At 36.7% G+C, this 20,646-nt stretch carries 23 protein-coding genes; 8 read left to right on the forward strand and 15 right to left on the reverse strand.

Features of this window, described 5'->3' with window-relative positions; translation table 11 throughout:
- Positions 1-5: 5 nt before the first annotated feature.
- The 5 genes from CVS95_RS06470 to CVS95_RS06490 all read right to left on the reverse strand — a co-directional run bounded on the left by CVS95_RS06470 (position 6) and on the right by CVS95_RS06490 (position 4,802).
- Positions 6-620 carry a phosphoribosylanthranilate isomerase gene (locus CVS95_RS06470; protein WP_107696003.1) on the reverse strand — a complete coding sequence of 205 codons (615 nt, stop codon included), beginning with the start codon at positions 618-620 and terminating at the stop codon, positions 6-8.
- Complete coding sequence (gene trpD, locus CVS95_RS06475) at positions 607-2,223, reverse strand: anthranilate phosphoribosyltransferase (protein ID WP_107696004.1); 1,617 nt, start codon at positions 2,221-2,223, stop codon at positions 607-609. Before trpD ends, CVS95_RS06470 begins: the two co-directional genes overlap by 14 nt.
- 85 nt (positions 2,224-2,308) lie before the next feature.
- Positions 2,309-2,881, reverse strand: coding sequence for a recombination mediator RecR (recR, locus tag CVS95_RS06480; protein WP_009294391.1), 573 nt, complete (start codon positions 2,879-2,881; stop codon positions 2,309-2,311).
- Entirely contained in the window at positions 2,878-4,134 is a 1,257-nt protein-coding gene (locus CVS95_RS06485) for an ArsS family sensor histidine kinase (protein ID WP_087580335.1), read from the reverse strand. Before CVS95_RS06485 ends, recR begins: the two co-directional genes overlap by 4 nt.
- Positions 4,131-4,802 (reverse strand): response regulator transcription factor, encoded by a 672-nt coding sequence (locus tag CVS95_RS06490; RefSeq protein ID WP_021091583.1) that lies wholly within the window; start codon positions 4,800-4,802, stop codon positions 4,131-4,133. Before CVS95_RS06490 ends, CVS95_RS06485 begins: the two co-directional genes overlap by 4 nt.
- Positions 4,803-4,924: 122 nt before the next feature.
- Between CVS95_RS06490 and dnaJ the strand changes: the two genes are divergently transcribed.
- On the forward strand, positions 4,925-6,067 hold the full coding sequence (gene dnaJ, locus CVS95_RS06495; RefSeq protein WP_107696005.1) for a molecular chaperone DnaJ: 1,143 nt from the start codon (positions 4,925-4,927) through the stop codon (positions 6,065-6,067).
- Between the two features lie 557 nt (positions 6,068-6,624).
- Here dnaJ and pyk read toward each other — a convergent pair.
- Positions 6,625-8,076 carry a pyruvate kinase gene (gene pyk, locus CVS95_RS06500; protein WP_107696006.1) on the reverse strand — a complete coding sequence of 484 codons (1,452 nt, stop codon included), beginning with the start codon at positions 8,074-8,076 and terminating at the stop codon, positions 6,625-6,627.
- Positions 8,077-8,166: 90 nt separating this feature from the next.
- Between pyk and CVS95_RS06505 the strand changes: the two genes are divergently transcribed.
- Positions 8,167-9,222: a TRAP transporter substrate-binding protein gene (locus CVS95_RS06505; RefSeq protein WP_107696007.1), complete on the forward strand. Its 1,056-nt coding sequence runs from the start codon at positions 8,167-8,169 to the stop codon at positions 9,220-9,222.
- Positions 9,223-9,373: 151 nt separating this feature from the next.
- Here the strand turns inward: CVS95_RS06505 and CVS95_RS06510 are convergent, their stop codons facing one another.
- Genes CVS95_RS06510 through gatC form a run of 9 tightly spaced genes read right to left on the reverse strand, consistent with a single transcriptional unit; the run spans position 9,374 to position 16,831 of the window.
- The gene (locus CVS95_RS06510; RefSeq protein ID WP_107696008.1) at positions 9,374-10,162 is read right to left on the reverse strand and encodes a shikimate dehydrogenase; all 789 of its coding nucleotides are present in this window, start codon (positions 10,160-10,162) and stop codon (positions 9,374-9,376) included.
- Positions 10,159-11,004, reverse strand: a complete 846-nt coding sequence (locus tag CVS95_RS06515) for an SPOR domain-containing protein (protein ID WP_107696009.1) — start codon at positions 11,002-11,004, stop codon at positions 10,159-10,161. Before CVS95_RS06515 ends, CVS95_RS06510 begins: the two co-directional genes overlap by 4 nt.
- A 13-nt stretch (positions 11,005-11,017) precedes the next feature.
- Positions 11,018-11,560, reverse strand: coding sequence for a DUF1882 domain-containing protein (locus tag CVS95_RS06520; RefSeq protein WP_107696102.1), 543 nt, complete (start codon positions 11,558-11,560; stop codon positions 11,018-11,020).
- Positions 11,560-12,804 carry a serine hydroxymethyltransferase gene (locus CVS95_RS06525; protein ID WP_107696010.1) on the reverse strand — a complete coding sequence of 415 codons (1,245 nt, stop codon included), beginning with the start codon at positions 12,802-12,804 and terminating at the stop codon, positions 11,560-11,562. Before CVS95_RS06525 ends, CVS95_RS06520 begins: the two co-directional genes overlap by 1 nt.
- Entirely contained in the window at positions 12,801-14,309 is a 1,509-nt protein-coding gene (gene lysS / locus CVS95_RS06530; protein WP_223154669.1) for a lysine--tRNA ligase, read from the reverse strand. The genes CVS95_RS06525 and lysS overlap by 4 nt, the downstream gene beginning before the upstream one ends.
- A 4-nt stretch (positions 14,310-14,313) precedes the next feature.
- The gene (locus CVS95_RS06535) at positions 14,314-14,781 is read right to left on the reverse strand and encodes a Fur family transcriptional regulator (protein WP_021091630.1); all 468 of its coding nucleotides are present in this window, start codon (positions 14,779-14,781) and stop codon (positions 14,314-14,316) included.
- Between the two features lies 1 nt (position 14,782).
- Complete coding sequence (locus CVS95_RS06540) at positions 14,783-15,394, reverse strand: CvpA family protein (RefSeq protein ID WP_103577000.1); 612 nt, start codon at positions 15,392-15,394, stop codon at positions 14,783-14,785.
- Positions 15,394-16,533: a type IV pilus twitching motility protein PilT gene (locus CVS95_RS06545; RefSeq protein WP_107696011.1), complete on the reverse strand. Its 1,140-nt coding sequence runs from the start codon at positions 16,531-16,533 to the stop codon at positions 15,394-15,396. Before CVS95_RS06545 ends, CVS95_RS06540 begins: the two co-directional genes overlap by 1 nt.
- A gap of 10 nt (positions 16,534-16,543) precedes the next feature.
- Complete coding sequence (gene gatC / locus CVS95_RS06550; protein ID WP_107696012.1) at positions 16,544-16,831, reverse strand: Asp-tRNA(Asn)/Glu-tRNA(Gln) amidotransferase subunit GatC; 288 nt, start codon at positions 16,829-16,831, stop codon at positions 16,544-16,546.
- Positions 16,832-16,958: 127 nt separating this feature from the next.
- Between gatC and CVS95_RS06555 the strand changes: the two genes are divergently transcribed.
- The 6 genes from CVS95_RS06555 to CVS95_RS09905 all read left to right on the forward strand — a co-directional run bounded on the left by CVS95_RS06555 (position 16,959) and on the right by CVS95_RS09905 (position 20,584).
- A complete protein-coding gene (locus CVS95_RS06555; protein ID WP_107696013.1) occupies positions 16,959-17,522 on the forward strand; it encodes a hypothetical protein in 564 nt (187 codons plus the stop codon).
- Positions 17,522-18,529, forward strand: a complete 1,008-nt coding sequence (locus CVS95_RS06560) for an L-seryl-tRNA selenium transferase (protein ID WP_107696014.1) — start codon at positions 17,522-17,524, stop codon at positions 18,527-18,529. The genes CVS95_RS06555 and CVS95_RS06560 overlap by 1 nt, the downstream gene beginning before the upstream one ends.
- On the forward strand, positions 18,526-18,858 hold the full coding sequence (locus CVS95_RS06565) for a hypothetical protein (protein WP_107696015.1): 333 nt from the start codon (positions 18,526-18,528) through the stop codon (positions 18,856-18,858). Before CVS95_RS06560 ends, CVS95_RS06565 begins: the two co-directional genes overlap by 4 nt.
- Positions 18,845-19,474: a type III pantothenate kinase gene (locus CVS95_RS06570; RefSeq protein WP_084041953.1), complete on the forward strand. Its 630-nt coding sequence runs from the start codon at positions 18,845-18,847 to the stop codon at positions 19,472-19,474. Before CVS95_RS06565 ends, CVS95_RS06570 begins: the two co-directional genes overlap by 14 nt.
- Positions 19,471-20,079 carry an ATP phosphoribosyltransferase gene (gene hisG, locus CVS95_RS06575; protein WP_084109560.1) on the forward strand — a complete coding sequence of 203 codons (609 nt, stop codon included), beginning with the start codon at positions 19,471-19,473 and terminating at the stop codon, positions 20,077-20,079. Before CVS95_RS06570 ends, hisG begins: the two co-directional genes overlap by 4 nt.
- A 370-nt stretch (positions 20,080-20,449) precedes the next feature.
- The gene (locus CVS95_RS09905; RefSeq protein WP_265094523.1) at positions 20,450-20,584 is read left to right on the forward strand and encodes a hypothetical protein; all 135 of its coding nucleotides are present in this window, start codon (positions 20,450-20,452) and stop codon (positions 20,582-20,584) included.
- Positions 20,585-20,646: the final 62 nt, after the last annotated feature.

Consider the following 20,646-nt stretch of genomic DNA (forward strand, 5'->3'; position numbering starts at 1 on the left):
TGTATTTACTCTAATGTGTTGTTAAATTTTACTAACTTTAAAATTCTCTCTATCTTTTGCGCATTTTTCATGCCGTTTTCGTCCTCGACTTTTGAGTTGATATCAACAAGATATGGCCTAAATTTCAGCGCCTCTTTTATGTTGTGCTCGCCTATGCCCCCAGCCATGCCAAATTTAAATTTGACCTCTTTTAAAATTTCCCACTCAAAGCTAGTGCCGTTTCCGCCAGCATTTTCGCCCTTGCAGTCAAAAAGCGCCATGTCAAAATGCTTAAAATCAACCTCTGGCAAGCTATCTTTCACGCTAAAAACCTGCCAGATCTCAAGCCCCATATCTTTTAAATTTACCTCTAAATTTTCACTCACCACTCCATGCACTTGAGCCACGTCAAGACCAGCAAACTGGCAAATTTCCATTATCTCGCAATCACTTTGCAAAGCAAAAACGCCAACTACTTTTTTGCCCTTGCTGTGAGCAAATTTGGCTATCTGCCTAGCTAAATTTAGCTCGACCTTTCTTTTACTTTTGGCAAATATCAGCCCGATAAAATCAACATCCAAAGCACAAACCGCACTTGCCTCATCTAGTGTTTTGATGCCACAAATTTTAACTAGCGCCATTAGCCCCAGCCTTTATAAACTCTTCATAAAATTTATACGCCCTGCCAGAATTTATAGCCTCTAAAACCATTTTTTTGGCCTCGTCTGGGCTCTTTGCTCCATCAGCCGCGTAGAGTGCAAACATCGCGTTAAAGACCACGATGTCAAATTTTGCCCCCTGTTCCTCGCCTTTTAGCGTGCGGATCAATGTTTTGGCGTTTTCTTCAGGTGTGCCACCCTCGATGTCGCTGTGAAGCGCTCTTTTAAAGCCAAACTGCTCTGGCGTGATGCTATATTCAAAAATTTCGCCATTTTTTAGCTCCACAACGCTTGTTTCATTGCAAAGCGTGATCTCATCTAGTCCGTCATCGCCGCGAACGACTAGAGCGTGCTTTCTGCCAAGGATCTTAAGCGTCTGGGCGTAGAGTTTTAGCACTGGTTTGTGATAGACGCCAACTAGCTGATTTGTAAGGTTTAAATTTGGATTTAAAAGCGGCCCAAGTACGTTAAATACGGTTCTTATGCCAAGTCTTTGACGCACTTCTCTCACCTCGCCAACTAACGGGTGGAAAAATGGCGCGTGGAAAAAGGCTAAATTTTTACTAGCTAAATTTTCGCGCTGTTTTGCCAGTGATTTTTCACTTTTTACACCTAAAATTTCAAGCACATCAGAGCTGCCTGACTTGCTTGAAACTGCCTTATTGCCGTGTTTTGCGACCTTTACGCCAAGACTTGCGAGGATAAATGCCACAGTAGTTGAGATATTTATCGTCTTAAAGCCATCGCCGCCAGTGCCACAAAGATCGATCATAGGCGTATCATCGCGGTAAGTTTGCGAGTATTTTAGGATATTTTTTGCAAGTGCAGCGAGGCTTTTTGGATAGAGGCTCTTTTCGCTAATAAGCACCAAAAGGGCTGAGAGCTGCACGATCTCGTACTCTTTGCTGGCTATTATCTCACAAATTTGCTCAAAGTCGCTATCATCAAGCGGTATGCTCTCTTGAAGCTTGATAAGATATGGCTTAAGAGAGCGAATTTTTGGCTCTTTTACCTCATCTTTTGCTTTATAATTTACAAAATTTTCAACTATCTTTTTGCCGTATTGCGTAAAGTAGCTCTCAGGGTGAAACTGGATACCAAAGATCGGCTTATCTTTTACGCTAAGTGCCATTACTACGCCATCATCGCTCACCGCATCAGCGCTTAGGCTAGCTGGGAGCTCATCAACATAGAGCGAGTGGTAGCGCATAACCTCAAAGCGCTCAGGTAGCCCAGCAAAAAGAGGCTCTTTATTTTTCACGTCAATAAATGAGGTTTTGCCGTGAAGTGGGTCATCTAGCCTTTTTATCTTTGCGCCAAAACTAAGCCCTATAGCTTGGTGTCCAAGGCAAATTCCAAGTACTGGCACGCCAAGGTCGGCTTTTAGAATTTCTAAACAAACTCCGCTATCTTTTGGATGCTTTGGCCCTGGGCTTAAAATGATCTTGCTTGGGTTTAGTTTTTTGATCTCGTCAAGCGTGATCTTGTCATTTCTAACGCATCTAACCTCTTCATCTGTAAGCTCTTTTACATATTGCTCAACATTAAAAACAAAACTATCATAATTATCTATTAGTAAAATCAACCTATATCCTTTAAATTTAGCAGCGGTTGAGCCTTGGCTAAATTTCTATAAATTTAGGCAAAATTATAACTAAAAGAAAGTTTAATTAGGCTTTTGTACGACTTTCGTAGGCTTTTAAAAGTGAAAGCATGTCAACGTTTTCTAAATTTACACCAGTTGGCACGCCCTGGGCGATCTTGCTAAATGAAATTTCACTCATGCCAAGCTTATCCTCAACGTAAAGCATAAGTGCGTCAGAATTTAACCCCGGCGTAAAGGCGAAAACGACCTCTTTTGAGCCATTTTGTTTGATCGCACTTCGCAACCTCTCTATGGCATCCTCGTCGATCTCGTCAAGTACAAAATAAAGGCCATTGTAGATACCATTTTGCTCAAAAACTAAGATATCTTTTGGGCTCTCAACCAGCAATATAACCTCGCTATCCCTGCTCTCATCACTACAAATGTCACAAATTTCATTTTCGCTTAGCCCACCGCAACGCTCACAACGTTTGATAAACCTCACTGCATCTTCGATATTTTGAGCAAGCCTTAGCCCTGCAAAACTATCTTGCATGCAGACAAAGTAGGCAAATCTGGCGGCTGATTTTTTACCGACACCAGGGAGCTTTGCAAAAGACTCAGTTAGCTCGTTAAATTTCTCTAAGCCCCTTTTCATGCGCGTTTTGCCTTTGCTCGAAGTAAAATTTTAAAGACGTGATAGCCGTCTTCATAGTCATAAACAAGCTCAAATTTTTGCATCTGGCAAATTTGCTCGATGATGTAAAGTCCAAGCCCCATACCACTTCCCGCACTCACCTTGTCGCCACGCACAAAGGCTTGTTTGTAGTAGTCAATTGGGTGATTTAGCTTTTTACCTAAATTTTTAACTGCTATAAATTCGCTATCGCAGATCAAAATAGCCTTTTTATCCTCTGCGTATTTTAGGGCGTTATCTATCAAATTTTTAATCGCTAAACTAAAAAGCTGAAAATCCACTCTTAAAATGACATCATCTCTGATATCGCAGCTCACTCGCTCTTCAAATTTATCAAGCATGAGCATATCTTGCACTTGCTCTAAAATGAGCGAGAAATGGCACTCTTGATAGTTTAGTGCGTAGCTTTTAGAAAGGAGCTGCTCAACCTTGCTAAATTCATTTATCAGCATCTCAAGGCGCTCAAACACATTAATGAGCCTCATCTTTTGGGTCTCATTTGCGACCATTTCAGAGACGATCCTGCCCTTGCCAATAGGAGTCTTTAGCTCATGCATGATCGCGCGCAAAAATAGCTGCCTTGAGCGGATGAGCTCTCTGATCTTGCAAACGGCGTTATCAAACTCAACAGCGACTTGTCCGATCTCGTCTTGCTCGTTTTCATTTAGCCTAGCTGTCATCGCCATTTCCATATTTCCACTGGCAAATTTTCTAATGTCCTTACTAAGCCTTCTAAGCGGCGAAAGACTTCTAAGAACAGAAACATAAAGTGAGATGAGAAGGGCTGAAACTATCAAAAATGCGACCCAAAGCGGATCATTTACATGTCTTGCATCATTACTTTCAAGAAGTAGCTGAAAAGATGGGTTTTTAATAAGCAAATACAAATCGCCTTTGTAATTAACCGATTGCACCACTCCAAGAGGTGTGTGCTGCGTAAAAACAACAGTCCCATTTGTAGCTATTGAAGTGGCTAAATTTTTATTTCCAACATACTCTAAGTAAAAATTTTTAAAATAATGCTCTAAATCTCTTGGGGGATTTCCACGTTCATAGAGTGCGACAAGATAGTTCATCGCACTTATTTGTCTATCCTTTAGCTTTTCTAAAGCGCTTTCTTGCTGAATGTTTGCAAAAGTTACAAAGAGCAAGCACATCAGCGAGAAAGCTATGGCAAAGATAATAGTTATCTTCGTAGTTATGGAATATTTCATCCGATAAGCTTATATCCTATGCCTCTTACTGAAAATATATGTTTTGGGGCTTTTGAGCTATCACCGATTTTTGATCTAAGGCGTCCGATAATAACATCTAAGCTCTTTGAATCTTTATCTTTTAGGCTTTTGCAGTTATAAACTAGCTGTTCGCGTGATACTGAAAAGCTGTGTTGCTTAATGAGATAAGTTAAAATTTCATACTCAGCTGGAGTAAGCGCTAACGGCTCATTGTTAAAGTAAATTTCGTGACGCTTATCATCGATCCTAAATGCGCTATCAACGACCTCTTCTTGTACTTCATTTGTCTTTTTATATCTTCTTATAAGACTTGTGATACGAGCATACATCTCTTTTGGATCGTATGGTTTTGGCAAATAATCATCAGCACCAAGCTGAAGTCCAACGACCTTATCGCTAATATCGCTTCTAGCTGAGCTTATGATGATAGGAATATCGTATTTTTGGCGAATTTCTTTACAAACCTCAAGCCCATCAATGCCCGGCAAAGTAAGATCAAGTATTAACAAATCATAGTTTTTTATCCCAGCACTAAGTCCTAAATATGGGTCTTCAAAATTCGTAACTTTTATATTAAAACTATCAAGATATTCAGATAAAATTTGTGCAAATTCTGGATCGTCTTCTATCATTAAAACATTAACCATGAATTATCCTTTTTATTAAAAATGGTAGAGATTATACGGCAAAAATGTAAATTCTTTTTTAAATTTAAACTTTTTTGGGTAAAATCCCATATTTAAAATAAGCTTAATTAACAAGGAAAAATGTGGAATTTGACTATTACGAAATCCTTGAAATTTCAAGAAATGCAAGCGGAGATGAGATCAAAAAAGCCTTTAGAAGACTTGCTTTGAAATATCACCCAGATAGAAATTCTGGCGACAAAGAGGCTGAACTAAAATTTAAACAGATAAATGAAGCTTATCAAGTTTTAAGCGACGAGCAAAAACGCTCTATCTACGACAGATATGGCAAAGAAGGCCTTGAGGGTCGATTTGGTAGCGGTGGCGGGTTTAGTGCCGATTTTGATCTTTCAGATATTTTTGACTCATTTTTTGGTGGCGGTTTTGCAAGTAGTTCTAGGCAGAGAAAAAGATACTCAGAAAAATACTCAGCCGATCTTGAAATTCCTATAAATTTGGAGTTTAACGAAGCTATTTTTGGTTGTGAAAAAGAGATAAAATTTGATCAAAAAGTGCCTTGCCCAACATGCAATGCAACCGGCAGCAAAGATGGCAAGAGCAAGACTTGCCAGCACTGTGGCGGAAGTGGCAGGATAACACGCGGAAATGGCTTTATGAATATCGTCCAAGAGTGTCCATATTGTCACGGAAGCGGTGAAGTAATAAGCGAACCATGCCTCGATTGTAACGCGAAAGCTTATAAAATCCAGCAACAAACTGTAAAGATTACCATCCCTGAAGGCGTTGATAGCGGCATGAGAATGAGAGTAGCTGGTAAAGGCAATATCGGCACAAACGGCGTTCAAGGCGATCTTTATGTAAGTATAAACGTAAAAGAAGATAAGCATTTCATTCGCCACAATGACGATGTTTATCTAGAAATTCCTGTCTTTTTCACACAAGCTATACTTGGCGAAAGTATAAAAATTCCAACGCTTCGAGGAGAAACTGAGCTAAAACTACCTGTTGGGGCAAAGGATAAGCAGCAATTTATCTTTGAAAATGAAGGTATCAAAAGTGTAAATTCGCGTAAAAAAGGTAGGCTTGTAGCGCAAATTTCTATTCAAACACCTGAAAAACTAAGCGATGAGCAAAAAGAGCTTTTAAATAAGCTTCAGGCTAGCTTTGGCATAGAATCAGGCAAATCAAATACCGATGAAAGTGTCTTTGATAAGATAAAAAGCTGGTTTAAAGGCGATGAGCCAAAAGGCAAAAAGAAAAAATAAATTTAAATTTGTGACGTTAAATTTGACGTCACAAATTCTTTCAAAATAAATTTTATATATCCTAATTTTTACAAGTAAATTTCACACAAATTTTAAAATTTTATGAGTGGAGAATTTTGGCTCCAAATTTAGTAGTCTGCTAAGGCGAGTGAGTAAGATTTTAAAATTTACAGAAATAAAACAACATATATTTTTTATTCTTTCATTAAGGGAGAAGGGGCTTTAATTACGGTCTGCTTGCAGTTGCGAGCTAGCAAAGCAAAAACTCTCTTCTCCCTTAATAATCCCTCTTCCCTGACACGTTTAAGGTACATGCTCTAACGCTAAATTACCGCATGTAGTCTAAAACTCTATCAAATTTTAATGATATAAATTTGTCAAAAGGGAGACAAGGAGACTCAATTTACGAAGCCGTCCCCTTATCCTCCTTTTTAATCCCCCAAACCCCTCGCACATTAGAGGTGCATGCGTTTTACTATCGAGCAAGTGTCAGGCAAATCTTAGCAGTCAATTCTTACGAGCAAGCAAAATTTTAAAATTTGCAAGAGAGTATAAATTTACTCAGTTGCAAGCTCCAAATAATAATCAAGCTGATCGCGTCTGATGATACGTATAAGGTTCGTGCTACCCTCAACGCCCGTAGGGTGACCGGCTGTGACAAGATAGGTCTTGTCGTATCCAACATATCCCTCTTCATACGCCTTTTTCATGACATTTGCTAAAAGTGAGCTAAGCTTTGTTTTTTCTAGTACAAGTGCTGGCGTAACACCCCAAGCAAGAGTAAGCATGTGCGCTGTTTGTTCATCGTGAGCGACTGCGATGATGTCAATGTTTGTGCGGTTTCTAGCTAATTTTATGGCCGATTTTCCTGAGCCAGTGATTGAGATTAAAGCATCTGCCTTTATGCGAACAGCAAGAGATGCGGCACTACTTGCCACCATATCAGTCTCGTCAAAAAAGTCAAACTCATCAAATTTATTATATGGATAGATGCTTTGAGTTTGGATGATCGTTTTACTCATCGCCTCTACGACCGCGACTGGGTTTTTACCGATCGCACTCTCCTCACTTAGCATAACAGCATCAGTGCCGTCTAGCACGGCATTTGCCACATCGCTGATCTCCGCCCTTGTGGCAGTCTCATGCTCTGCCATGCTTAGCATCATCTGGGTTGCTGTGATGACTGGCTTGCTTGCTGCATTTGCTTTTTTGATGATGAGCTTTTGGATAGTTGGAACCTTATAAAATGGCACTTCTATGCCAAGATCGCCACGAGCTACCATGATGCCATCACTCTTTGAGATGATGTCGTCTATATTTTCAACCGCATCAAATTTCTCGATCTTAGATAAGACAGCAGCTCTTGAGCCAAATTCTTTTAAGATATTTTTTGCCTTTATTACGTCATTTGCATCTTGCACGAAGCTAATGGCGACAAAATTTACACCATGCCTTGCGCCAAATTTCATATCTTCTTTATCTTTTGGTGTGATGATCTCGATACCAAGGGCTGTATTTGGGAAATTTACGCCTTTGTTTGAGTTTAAAATTCCATCATTCTCAATGATAGTTTTTACTATTTCTTTACCTTCGCTGACAACCTTTGCTCTTATAGAGCCATCATAGAGATAGACATACTCGCCAACCTTTAGCATAGGCAAAATTTGAGGCTGATTTAGGCTTACTTTATAAACCCCCTTCTCAACTTTTTCACCAACGATATCCTCTGCGTAAATGCTTAGTTCGTCGCCAGCCTTTAGATAAAATGGCTCACTAAGCTTGCCAACTCTGATCTTTGGACCACAGATATCTTGTAAAATTCCTATTCTTTTATTTAGCTTTTTTTCGATATTTCTTATCTTGTCAATGTTTGATTTATGGTATTCGTGTGTCCCATGGCTAAAATTTAAACGAAAGACATTAACACCTGCTTTTACCATCGCTTCCATTGTCTCTTCATTATCACTTGCTGGCCCCAAAGTAGCTACGATTTTTGTCTTTTTTATCATTTTATGCCCCATAAATTTGATTTTTGCGATTATAACACATTTTAATAATGTAATTTTTTGTATAATAGGCAAAATTTCAAAGGAGAAGATATGAATAAATTTTTATTAGCGTCTCTTGGTCTAGCAGCTGTTGCTTGCGTTGCTATGGGAGATGATAAAGTTTATAAGCTAAAGCTTGCTAGCTCATGGGAGAGTACTATGCCAGTGCTTGGTGATGTGCCAAAAGAGCTAAAGGATAAAGTTGAAAAGATGAGTAATGGTAGACTTGAGCTAAGGATTGATTATCCATCAAAGCATAAATCGCCTTTTGCGATGCTTGATTTTGCTAAAAGCGGTCAGTACGACATTACCTACACAAGTAGCTATTATTATAAAGGCAAAGATGCTAAAACTATATTTTTTACAGCAACTCCATTTATGATGAATACTGATGAGCAAACAGCTTGGTATGAATTTGGCGGTGGTAAGGAGCTTGAGGCAAAAGTTTACGATCCATACAATATCAAAATTTTTAGAGCTGGAAATACCGGCATGCAAATGGGTGGCTGGTTTAAAAAAGAGATCAAGTCAGTTGATGATATCAAAGGCTTAAAGATAAGAATTCCGGGCTTTGGTGGTGAAATTTACGCTAAACTTGGCGCTAACATTAACACTATCCCAACTGGTGAGCTTTACATGGCTCTTGAGATGGGAACGATTGACTCAGTCGAATGGGTTAGCCCAGCTTATGATATGGCACTTGGCTTTCACAAAGTGGCAAAATACTACTACACAGGCTGGCAAGAGCCAAACGGTGAAACTCAATTTTTCTTTAATAAAAAATCATACGAAAAACTTCCAGATGACCTAAAAGCGATCTTTGAAGCAGCTGCAGCAGAAGTAGCAAGAGATGCAAATACAAAAGTATTTTATTCAAACGTCGAGTACTGGGATAAAATGAAGAGTGAGTATCCAGACATCCAAGTAAAATCTTTCCCACCAGAAGTAATTGCAGCTCTTAAAAAAGCTACAAATGAATTACTTGATGAAGAGAGTGCTAAAGATCCATTATTTAAAGAGATCGTTGAGTCGCAAAGAGCTTTCCTTAAAAAAGCAAGAGAATGGACTAAAATTTCAGACTACGCTTATATCAAAACAAACGAATAGTAAAATTTAGCAGGGATCTTCCCTGCTTTTTATATTTACTCCAATTACTTTCAATAAAAATTTTAATCAAAATATTTTCTACAAGCCATAAAATTTAACTTAGTTTAAAACCAAACTTACGCAAATTTTATAAAAAATAAATACTAATTGGTTATAGATAGAAAATTTCTCTCATTGAGCGCTCGATTTTTGATTCATCAAGTGTATTATTAAAAAATAAATTTAGTGCTAGAACTGCTTGATATAAAAGCATATCAGCACCATCTTTTACGTCAAGGCTACTTTGCTTGGCCATTTCTAAAAATGGTGTTTGCTTACCATAAATCACATCAAATGCGAATTTAGCATCTTTAAAAATGCTTTTTAAAATTTCTTTAGGTGCTGGTAAAAAATCATCCTTTAAGCCAGCAGAGGTCGAGTTAATGACTAGATCAAATATTTGCTCTTCGTAGTTATCCCAGCTAAAGCATTCGTATTCATTTTTAAATTTCTCAAGCCTATCTTTGCTTCTATTTAGTATGCAAACATCAACGCCTTGTTCTTTTAATGCATAAGTTATGGCATTTGCAGTACCGCCAGCTCCAAGAACAATAGCTTTTTTTACATCTTTAAAATTTTTTATTGCCTTTAAAAACCCAGGCGCATCTGTATTGTGAGCATAAATTTTGTCATTTTTAAGCACAAGAGTATTTGCAGAGCCTATTTTACGAGCTATATCTGAAGCTTCATCGGCTAAATTTAAAGCCCACTCTTTATGTGGAAGTGTTACGTTTGCACCGTTTAATTTTAAGGATTTAAATTTATTGATTAATTCGCTACCATCTTTTAGCAAGACTCTTATATAAAGTGCTTTTAAGCCCAGGTCTGCAATGGCTTTATTGTGCAGCCTCGGAGATACCGAGTGAGCTATTGGATCTCCAAAGACTGCGAATGTTTTCATTTTGCTCTAAAGATAAAAGCATCTTTATTGATATCTTTTCTAATATCGCCTACTGCTTTTTGAAGCGTTTTTTCATCAAATGGACCAACTAAAATTTTAGTCAGTTCACCAACTTTTATAGTCTTGTAGCTATATCCCTTAGCAGCGATCTTCTTCATATATTCAGCATTTGGATTAAATTTACTAGTCACAAATACTTGAACATAAGAGCCTTTTGTAGCAGGTTCAGTTTTAGCTACTTCAGCTTTTTTATCCGTTTTTTCTATTTTGGTTTCAACCTTTTTTTCAATCTTTTTATCTACTTTATTTTCAGCCTTAGCTGGTTTTGCCTCACTCTTTTTATCAGTAGCTGCTACTTTTTCGACTTTTTTAACTGAAGTATCTACTTTTGTCTCAGCTTTTTTTGCTGGTATTTCAGCAGGCTTTTCGATAGGCTTAACTATCTCTTTTGGCTCTTCAGTTTTAGAAATAGGCTTATTATTTTCTTTATCTTTTAGCTTTTTGATCATATCTTCAAATTCGTCTTGTTGCTTATTTTCAGGCACGATCGGTACTTGTTCAAAAAGCTGTGTATCGCCTTTTTTATTGTCTGAATTTGTATCAGCTATCGGAGCTTGTCTATCTACTGGCTGCTCAGCTGGTACTGGAGGAAGCACTAGTCTTGAATCAGCTTCATTTTGAGCTTGTGAAGGATCGCTTGAATTTACTAGCTTCATAGCCACTACAATGATCAAAAAAAGTATAATAAGAGCTGCTATAAATATAAGAAGTTTTTTTAGCTTCAATCCTCTTGCGTCATCGTCTCTTTCTAAAAGAATATCTTTTAACTCATCGTTTTCCACTTTTTATCCTTAATTACATATATTTTGACCAACTTGCCCCGCGCTCTTTTTGATAGAGCTTATAAGGTAAAGTTAGTATGTTAAATTCTTTTGGCATATCGATATTTGGAAACATCCTCCACTCTTTAGGTAGCTTCTGTGAAAGCTTTGCGTTGAGCACGTTTGCCAGCTGACAAGCCTCATTTAGCGTAGTGTGGCCTTTATGCACATAAAGATGCAGATGACCTGGTGTCTTACTCTCATAGGCTGTAAAATTTATAAATCCCTCTTCTCTTAAAAGAAGCTGTGCTTTATGCCAAAATCTATCAGGGGTTCTGCCGTTATAGTCAAAGACTATATTTTCAACTTTATCATTTGCATTTATTAAAGAGTGTGCGATAACAGCTTTGCCTTCTTCATGCTCTTTCATAATACTATAGGTCAGTGGCTCATTTATCTTTTCAAATTTATCAAAGAAAATTTTGCCTCTGTATTCTATTTTATTAACGATCATATCACGTTTGATATAGTAGTGAGTTGTAATAATCTTTATAAGTGCCGTATCAATACTTTGCATCAAAATGTCGCTTTATCATAGATTATAAATTTATGAGCAAGTTCAACTAGCTCAGCTTTTGTCTTCTCTTGCAAAGATGTGTTGTTTATGTCGCTTAATACGTCAGCTATTTTGTTTGCTATTAGTTCAAACTCAGCTTCTTTCATGCCACGAGCTGTAAGCGCAGGACTACCAACACGTATACCACTTGTGATAAATGGGCTTCTTATCTCGCCTGGAACCGTATTTTTATTTACCGTTATTCCAGCATTTCCAAGAGCGATATCTGCGTCTTTACCGCTAAAATCTCTATTTAAAAAGCTCATTAATATTAGGTGGTTATCGGTACCGCCGCTCACTAGATCAAAGCCTCTTTTTATTAGTACTTCGCCTAATTTTTTAGCATTTGCTTTTACTTGTTTAGCATAAATTTTCCACTCAGGGCTAAGGTTGTGCTTAAAGCCAACTGCCTTTGCTGCGATGACATGAACTAGTGGTCCGCCCTGGATGCCTGGAAAAATAGAGGCATTTATCTTCTTAGCATACTCTTCGTTGTTTGTCATAATGATACCGCCTCTTGGGCCTCTTAGGGTTTTATGCGTAGTTGAGCTTACGACATCGCAGTATGGAAAAGGACTTTGATGCTCACCAGCAACAACAAGACCAGCAATGTGAGCAACATCTGCAAAGAGTATCGCCCCAACAGCGTCGGCTATCTCACGAAATTTTTTAAACTCGATCTCTCTTGTGTATGCGCTTGCGCCACAAACGATCATCTTTGGTTTTACTATCTTTGCGATATCCATGACCCTATCGTAGTTTATACGGCCATCAAGCTCTACACCATAGAAAAAGCTCTCATACATCTTGCCAGAGCTACTTACCTTTGCGCCGTGTGTTAAGTGTCCACCATGGCTTAGATCCATTCCTAAAATTTTATCGCCTGGATTAAGTAAAGCGCCGTAAACACCTTGATTTGCCTGAGAGCCAGAGTTTGGTTGAACGTTTGCAAATTCACATCCAAAAAGCTCTTTACATCTATCGATCGCTATTTGCTCGATCTCATCGACAAATTCGCAGCCACCATAATATCTCTTGCCAGGATAACCTTCAGCGTATTTGTTTGTTAGGATTGAGCCCATTACTTCCATAACTTCTGGATATGTAAAATTTTCACTAGCGATCATCTCAAGGTGATCACATTGGCGTTTTAACTCTAAATTTACTAGATCGTAAATGTCCTTATCATAGCTTTGCAAACTCATTTTTCATTCTCCTTTATCTCATTTTTAAGTGGCCTCATCGCTGGGAAGAGCACAACATCACGTATTGATTTTTTATCCGTTAAAAGCATCACGAGCCTATCGATGCCTATACCCTCACCTGCAACTGGTGGCATGCCGTATCCTAGGGCTTTTACATAGTCCTCGTCCATCTCATGTGCCTCGTCATCGCCTGCGTTTTTAGCATCGATTTGCGCTTTAAAGCGGTTGTATTGATCAATTGGATCATTTAGCTCGTTAAAGCCATTTGCTAGCTCGCGACCAGCGATAAATAACTCAAATCTCTCAGCCACATCAGGATTTGCATCACTTCTTCTTGAAAGTGGGCTGATCGAAATCGGATAATCAATAACAAATGTTGGGTGTATAAGCTTGCTCTCTACATAGTTATCAAATAGCTCAGCCTGCAAGTGACCAAGATCAAGCTTCTCATTTGCTTCAAGGCCATCAGCTCTTAGTTTTGCTAAAATTTTATCTTTATCGTTTATGATATTCTCATCTAGTCCGCCGATCTCAACGAGAGCTTTTTTGTAGCTTATTCGCTTAAATGGCTTACTAAAATCAATTTCCATGCCATCAAAATTTACAACTTTTTCCATATCTAGCTTGTCTAAAATGACATTAAAAAGATCCTCTGTGATACCCATTAAATCGTGGTAGTTGTGGTATGCCCAGTAAAACTCTATACTTGTAAACTCAGGATTGTGAGTAAGATCCATACCTTCGTTTCTAAAATTTCTATTCATCTCATAAACAGCCTCAAAGCCACCTACTATAAGGCGTTTGAGGTATAGCTCAGGTGCGATCCTTAGATATCTCTCTACTCCAAGGGCATTGTGAAAAGTGATAAATGGCTTGGCGTTTGCACCGCCTGCTATTGGGTGTAGCATCGGAGTTTCAACTTCTAAAAAGCCTTTTTCTTCAAAAAATCTTCTAATCGTACTTATAATCACTGAGCGTCTTTTAAAATCAGCTCTAACTTCAGGATTCATTATCATATCAAGATATCTTTGGCGATATCTTGTCTCAACATCAACTAGACCATGATACTTCTCAGGAAGTGGACTTATCGACTTTGAAGCAAGGCTAAGCTCGCTTACATGCATGGAAAATTCGCCAGTTCTTGTTATAAATGCATAACCTCTGACATAGACGATATCGCCTATCTCTACGTATTTTTTAACGATTTTAAACCACTCTGGATCAAGCGTTTTATTGCTAAAGTAAATTTGTAAATTTCCATCTTCATCTTCGATATTTGCAAAAACCGCTTTTCCAGCATCACGAATTAGTTTTATTCTACCTGCAAGACCTACTAGCTGACCCTCGGCCTTTTTTTCTTCTGTATCATTAATGTAGTTAAATTTTAGTCTAAATTTAGAGATATTCATATCTCTTCTAAGAAAATGCGGATATGGATTAATACCTAAATTTCTTAGCTCGTCTATGCTTTGTAGTCGTTGAATCTCATGTTGGTTGTCAAATATCACCTTACTTTCCCTTTATATTATTTTTTGAGCATTTTTCACAAATTCCATAAAGCTGCATCATATGGCCAGTTAGTTTAAAGCCATGATCTTTTGCGATACTGATTTGTCTTTTTTCTATCATTGGATCTTCAAATTCTATGATAAGGCCGCACTTTCTGCATATCATATGGTCGTGATGTGGCTTTGTGGCAAGCTCAAATTTTTTGCCTTGTGAACCAAAGCTGATTGATGTCACCATTTCTGATTCTTCAAGTAGATTTAGTGTTCTATAAACAGTTGCGATACCAATATTTAGCTCAGGGTGTGTCTCTTTTATAAAAAGATAAAGTCTTTCTGGAGTAAAGTGTTCGCCATTGTTATATAGCGTTTTTAGTAAAATTTCACGCTGTTTCGTGTATTTTAAACCATTGTCGCGAAGCACTCTTTTGAATTTCTCAAGCAACGCATCATATTCTAAATTTTCTATCATTTTATTCCCCTTTTGTGATATTAGAGTCGGTATTTACACTAGCATTTGCATCCATTGAGATAAATGCATCAGTTTTATTTGTATCCATTGGTCTTGCCACTATCTCATCTAACTCACTTTTGATATTTTTTACATCAAGATTTGTTATCCATTTGCCAGTTTCTATCAAAACCGGATAAACTTTACTGTTCGCAAAATAAGGAGCAATTATATTATTTAGCGAAGTGCCAGATACTACAGCAACTACTGCAGAAAATGTTAAGAAAATTTTTCCACTTCCCATAACAAATCCACCAAGTCTATCCAAAAAACCAAGTCCGCTTACTGAAACTATTTTTGATAAAAATTTACCAACTAGTAAGCAAACTAGCCAAAAAACTAGCCAAAGAGAGATAAATGCAACAAACTGTAAAAATGAAGGATTTTCAAATTTATATATATTTTTAGTTATAAACTCACCAGATAGATCTGAAAACCTGCTAGCTATAATTAAGCCGCCGATAAGTCCAATAAGTCCGAAAGCTTCTTTTATAAGTCCATTTAATATGCCTTTTATGCCAAGCATCAAGACAAGAGCAATAATAATAATATCAAACCACGTTACTAAATCCATTATATAGTTCCTATTAAATTTTGAAGTTCTTGCTGGCCAGTTGAATAAGCTAGCGCATTTTCTTTTGTAATCTTACCCTCTTTTAGTACTTTCATCAAAGCCTGGGTTTGCGTACTCATACCAGTTTGTTGTTGATTTAGCTGCATCTGAGAGTAAATTTGATGTATTTTGTTTTCACGTATCAAGTTTGAGATAGCCATATTGTTTATTAAAATTTCATGCACCGCGCATCTTCCACCGCCTATCTTTGGGATCAGGCTTTGTGAAACGACAGCAGTTAGCGAAACACTAAGCATATTTCTTACTTGTAATTGCTCGCTCCCATCGAAACTATCAACGATCCTATTTATAGTTTGAATGGCTGAATTTGTGTGAAGCGTACCAAAGACTAAGTGTCCGGTCTCAGCCGCCGTAATAGCCGTTGAAATCGTTTCCCTATCTCTCATCTCGCCTACAAGTATGATATCTGGATCTTCACGAACCGCAGATTTTAGAGCCCTTGAGTAAGAAGTTGCGTCAGTGCCGATATTTCTATGAGAAAATAGAGCTTTTTTATTGTTATGCACAAACTCGACTGGATCCTCAATTGTAATAATATGCTTTCTATAATTTAAATTTATCTCATTAAGCATGGCTGCGAGAGTTGTTGATTTACCACTTCCTGTCGGTCCAGTAACCAAAATAAGACCTTTTTCACGCTTAATAATGTGTTTAAAAATTTGTGGGGCATTTAACTCATCAAGAGATGGGATATTGATTGGGATTATACGAAAAGCAGCAGCTAAATCACCATTCATGGTATAGTAATAGTTGCCACGAAAGCGACCAATATCTGGAAGCTCGATCGCAAAGTCAAGCTCTTTATTATTCTCAAGTTCACTTTTTTGTTCATCAGTAATCAAAGCAAAACATAAATTCTCTATATCCTTGCCTCTTAATACGCCAAAATCAATAGGCTTTAAAGCACCATCTACTCTTATTTGCGGCTCAGATCTTGAAACAAGGTGAAGATCGCTTGCCTTATCACTCACAACAGTTTTTAAAAGTGTTTTTATATCGCCAGCAAGATTATTAAGGCTATTATCTTCTGGTATTTTTACACTTAAATTCTTTGCCTGAAGCTGTTCGATTAGATCCATATTTTTACCATTATTCTATTATTTTTGGTACAGCAAAAAAATGCCCTTCACGTGAAGGAGCGTATTTCAAGATCGCATCAATCACATCACTTGGTCTTGGCTCATCTTCTCTTAAAGGTGTGCCACCTTTTATAGAGCTAACTACAGCTTCATCGCTACTTAGATCAAGTTCATTTAAAATATCAACAAAAGATACAATCTCGCTTAGTTGTTTTTTTACTTCTTCTCTTTTTTCATCACTGATTTGTAAGGCAGAAAGTTTTTCTAATTTATTTAAAAGAGTGTCATCTATTTGCATTATATAAGTAACCTTATTAATTAATTTTGAGCCATTATATCACATTCAAGCTTTAATTTTGGGATAGTTTTAATTTAATTATGTTAAAATCTGCGAATTAAAATTTTTTAAAAATAAAGGAAAAGCGTTGGCTATAAAAGAAGATCTAACACAGATAAAACAAGAGATTGGTGCTCAAGAACAGTTTTTAGAAAGCATGATCAAAGGTGAGCGTTTCTTTAGAAAGTATAAAAAATTTATGATAATTGCCATTATTGTTGCCGTCATTGCAATTATTGGATTTTATTCGAACAAAATAATAAATGATAATAGAATTGAAGATGCAAATTTGGCTTACTCAAAGCTCATTTTAAATCCAAGCGATGCAAATGCCTTAAGCATTTTAAAAGAAAAAGAACCAAATTTATATGCGCTTTTTTCGCTTCAGCAAAAGCTTGATAAAAATGAGACAGATGGCATTAGTGAGCTTGCAAATTTAAAAGTAAATCCTATAGTAAAAGATATTATTCTTTCACAAAATGATAATGCAAACACTCAAATTTTAAGCGAATATAGCACGCTCTTAAAAGGTTTTGAGCTTTTAAAACAAAATAAAATCAAAGAAGCAAATGATGAGTTTAATAAAATTTCACTCGACTCTCAACTTCAAACTTTAGTTAAAAATTTAAAACACTATCAGGGAATAAAATAATGAAAAAAATTACTCTTTTCTTGGCTTTTGCCTTGGCCTTAGTTTTAAGTGGATGTGGCACAAAAAGACAATATTTCGAGCCAGCTCAAACCTCTGGCAAAATTTCTTTGTCAAAAGATATGCCATCTTATATCAAATCAACAAATGCAAATGGTGCCACTCTTGACAACGGCAATATCATCACCAAAAATGGCCTAAATACAAACATTAAGTTGCCTGAAAATTTTAATTTCTTAAATGAAAACAACGGCTTTATCATCTCAGCTAGTATAGATGGCGATCTAAATGTGACAGATCCTAGCGGATACAGCGTTTATAGCAATAAATTTCCAACAGCAATCGTTGCTGCTTCTCTTGACCAAAACCTATTAGCAGCTATCAGTGCGGCAAACCACATCTATCTAATAGACATAAATACTGCAACAACAATAATGGAATATAGCTCGTCTAATATAGCAGCAGTTGATTCAAGGATCGTAGCACCATTTTTTATGAGCTCGCTTATCGTTTATCCAGCATTAGATGGCAAAATTTACATAGTACAAAAAGAGACTGGTAGAATTTTACGTGACGTGGTCGTAAGCTCTGAAAATTTCTTTAATAACATCATATTCTTAGGCGTTGAGGGCGATAACCTAATAGCAGCTACAGCAAAAAAACTTATCGTCATCAACCCAAGCCAAACAGTCTATTATGACGGAGAGATCAAAGATGTATTAGTTAATAACGATGAAATTTATATCTTTAAAAAAGATGGTACGATCGTAAGAACAAATCTTATGTTAAAAGAGCAAAATAAAGTTAATTTCAAATTTGCCATCTTCTCAGCAGCTACTATTATCAATAATAAGCTCTACATAATCGAAAAAACAGGCTACGTTATAAAGACAAATTTAGACCTCAGTGGAGCTGAAATTTATGAATTTAGCGATGAGATAAAAGATAAAAGCTTTATGGGCAATGGTGCCTTTTATTATGATAATGAGCTTGTTAATTTAGGGCAATGAACCAAAAAATTTGGGAGCTTTTTGAAGCCAAAAAAATCCTTTTAAAAGATATCAAAGAACTTAACACAAGTGAATTTAGCACAAAAAAGACGCTTGATATCTTTTGGGGAGTGGACAATAAGAGCTTTTACAATCTTGTCTTTTTAAGAACAGCAAAAAGTAGATTGCTACGCAAAGAGGCTTTGGAGCTTGAAGAAATTTCTAAAAAAATAGAGATGAAATTCCAAACAAATCTAAGAAAAAAAACTATATTTTATAGCTCTGGCATTTGTTCTAAAGCCTTAAAAGAGCTACAAGATAATAATTGGCGATGTTATGATTTTGTGTAATATAGGCAATACAAACGCTACATTTTTAGAAGATGGCAAAATCTCACGTATGAAAATTTCTGAGTTTAAAAGCTATAAACCAGAAAAAAAAGTATATTTTATATCCGTAAATGATGAAATTTTAAATATTTTAAAAGACAATAAGATGTTTGTGGATCTAGAACCATTTTTTACTATTGATACAATATATCAAGGTCTAGGCGTAGATAGAATCGCTGCATGCTACTCTATAAATAATGGCGTAATCGTTGATGCTGGAAGTGCCATAACAGTTGATATTATGGCAAATTCTATTCACCTTGGAGGATATATCTTGCCAGGCATTTCAAGTATGCTAAATGCCTACAAAAGTATCTCGCCACGACTTGATATCACTATAAATTCACAAATTGACATAGATGCACTACCACAAAAAACAGCTGATGCCGTGAGTTATGGCATTATTAAACCAATAATAACTCTGCTAGATAAGCTAGCCGGTGACAAAAAAGTCTATTTTACTGGTGGGGATGGCGATTTTTTGTCAAAATTTTTTAAAAATGCTATTTGCGACAAGATGCTAGTTTTTCGTGCCATGCAAAAGCTAATAACTGAAAAGAAAGATATGATAATATGATAACAGTAGCACTACCAAAGGGAAGAATAGCCGAGGCAACACTAGAAATTTTTAGAAAAATTTTTGGTTCAAGTTTTTTATTTGAAGATAGAAAACTAATCCTTGAAGAAGGAAATTTTAGATTTTTAATGGTTCGCAACCAAGATATCCCAACTTATGTCACTGAAGGTGCAGCTGATATTGGTGTGGTGGGACTTGACGTACTTGAAGAGCACAAGCCAAATGTTGTAAGGCTACTGGATTTAAAAATCGGACAATGCAAAGTTTGCATTGGCATAAAAAACGACTCCGAACTAGACCTAAACCAGCCAGAGCTAAAAATAGCCACAAAAATGCCAAATATAACAAGAAATTATTTTACAAAACAAGCTGTAGCTGTAAAGATCATCAAGCTTTATGGCTCGATCGAACTTGCACCATTAGTTGGCTTAAGTGACGCGATAGTTGATGTAGTCGAGACTGGCTCAACCATGAAGCAAAATGGACTAAAGATCGCTGGTGATATCATGCAAAGCTCAGCTTATCTAATAGCAAATAAAAATAGCTTTATCATTAAAAAAGATGAGATTTTGGAGCTTTATAAAAAGATCAAAGAGGAAATTTAAAGTCCTGTTGCCTCATTATAAAGTACAAAAATTTCTTTAGTAATATAAAGTCCAACTATTCACTTATAAATTCTTTTAGAATAACGCATTGGTAGTCATTTGCACACTTCTTATATTAATTTATCTTAATAGATTAGTATTGACATACAAGTAACGATCTAAACGTAACAAAAATAGTAGTCTCCGACAAGCCAAGAGCCAAACATAAGCTAAAGCCTTGTCACGAGCATCTAAGCTTTGATTGCATTAATTGCCATCAAAATCAAGGTGATAATCTTAGCAAATTTAAAGAGATCGGTGATAATGGCTGCACTATCTGCCATACAAATATGATAGGTAGCAATAAAATATCAGCACGAGCTCAAAAAATATGCACGCCCACTATAAAAAACTTCTTGGCAGTAATAAAGAGCTGAAATGTGTAAGCTACCACTATGATGCAGGATATAGCGCTGGCTTTAGAAATTACCTTGAATACTGGAAGCCAATATATAAAAATTTATGAAAATAAGATGCTTGAGCAAGAGATTGATACTAAGAAAAAATTTTGAAAGATGATTATAACCC

Source organism: Campylobacter concisus (genome assembly GCF_003048905.1).
In the GTDB taxonomy this organism is placed as follows: domain Bacteria; phylum Campylobacterota; class Campylobacteria; order Campylobacterales; family Campylobacteraceae; genus Campylobacter_A; species Campylobacter_A concisus_V.

What these genes read in the sequence shown, in the direction of transcription:
- CVS95_RS06470 (WP_107696003.1), bottom strand. Translation starts at nt 620, where the DNA reads ATGGCGCTAGTTAAAATTTGTGGCATCAAAACACTAGATGAGGCAAGT.
- recR (WP_009294391.1), bottom strand. Translation starts at nt 2,881, where the DNA reads ATGAAAAGGGGCTTAGAGAAATTTAACGAGCTAACTGAGTCTTTTGCA.
- CVS95_RS06485 (WP_087580335.1), bottom strand. Translation starts at nt 4,134, where the DNA reads ATGAAATATTCCATAACTACGAAGATAACTATTATCTTTGCCATAGCT.
- CVS95_RS06490 (WP_021091583.1), bottom strand. Translation starts at nt 4,802, where the DNA reads ATGGTTAATGTTTTAATGATAGAAGACGATCCAGAATTTGCACAAATT.
- pyk (WP_107696006.1), bottom strand. Translation starts at nt 8,076, where the DNA reads ATGATAAAAAAGACAAAAATCGTAGCTACTTTGGGGCCAGCAAGTGAT.
- CVS95_RS06505 (WP_107696007.1), top strand. Translation starts at nt 8,167, where the DNA reads ATGAATAAATTTTTATTAGCGTCTCTTGGTCTAGCAGCTGTTGCTTGC.
- CVS95_RS06510 (WP_107696008.1), bottom strand. Translation starts at nt 10,162, where the DNA reads ATGAAAACATTCGCAGTCTTTGGAGATCCAATAGCTCACTCGGTATCT.
- CVS95_RS06520 (WP_107696102.1), bottom strand. Translation starts at nt 11,560, where the DNA reads ATGCAAAGTATTGATACGGCACTTATAAAGATTATTACAACTCACTAC.
- CVS95_RS06525 (WP_107696010.1), bottom strand. Translation starts at nt 12,804, where the DNA reads ATGAGTTTGCAAAGCTATGATAAGGACATTTACGATCTAGTAAATTTA.
- CVS95_RS06535 (WP_021091630.1), bottom strand. Translation starts at nt 14,781, where the DNA reads ATGATAGAAAATTTAGAATATGATGCGTTGCTTGAGAAATTCAAAAGA.
- CVS95_RS06540 (WP_103577000.1), bottom strand. Translation starts at nt 15,394, where the DNA reads ATGGATTTAGTAACGTGGTTTGATATTATTATTATTGCTCTTGTCTTG.
- CVS95_RS06545 (WP_107696011.1), bottom strand. Translation starts at nt 16,533, where the DNA reads ATGGATCTAATCGAACAGCTTCAGGCAAAGAATTTAAGTGTAAAAATA.
- gatC (WP_107696012.1), bottom strand. Translation starts at nt 16,831, where the DNA reads ATGCAAATAGATGACACTCTTTTAAATAAATTAGAAAAACTTTCTGCC.
- CVS95_RS06560 (WP_107696014.1), top strand. Translation starts at nt 17,522, where the DNA reads ATGAAAAAAATTACTCTTTTCTTGGCTTTTGCCTTGGCCTTAGTTTTA.
- CVS95_RS06565 (WP_107696015.1), top strand. Translation starts at nt 18,526, where the DNA reads ATGAACCAAAAAATTTGGGAGCTTTTTGAAGCCAAAAAAATCCTTTTA.
- CVS95_RS06570 (WP_084041953.1), top strand. Translation starts at nt 18,845, where the DNA reads ATGATTTTGTGTAATATAGGCAATACAAACGCTACATTTTTAGAAGAT.
- hisG (WP_084109560.1), top strand. Translation starts at nt 19,471, where the DNA reads ATGATAACAGTAGCACTACCAAAGGGAAGAATAGCCGAGGCAACACTA.
- CVS95_RS09905 (WP_265094523.1), top strand. Translation starts at nt 20,450, where the DNA reads ATGCACGCCCACTATAAAAAACTTCTTGGCAGTAATAAAGAGCTGAAA.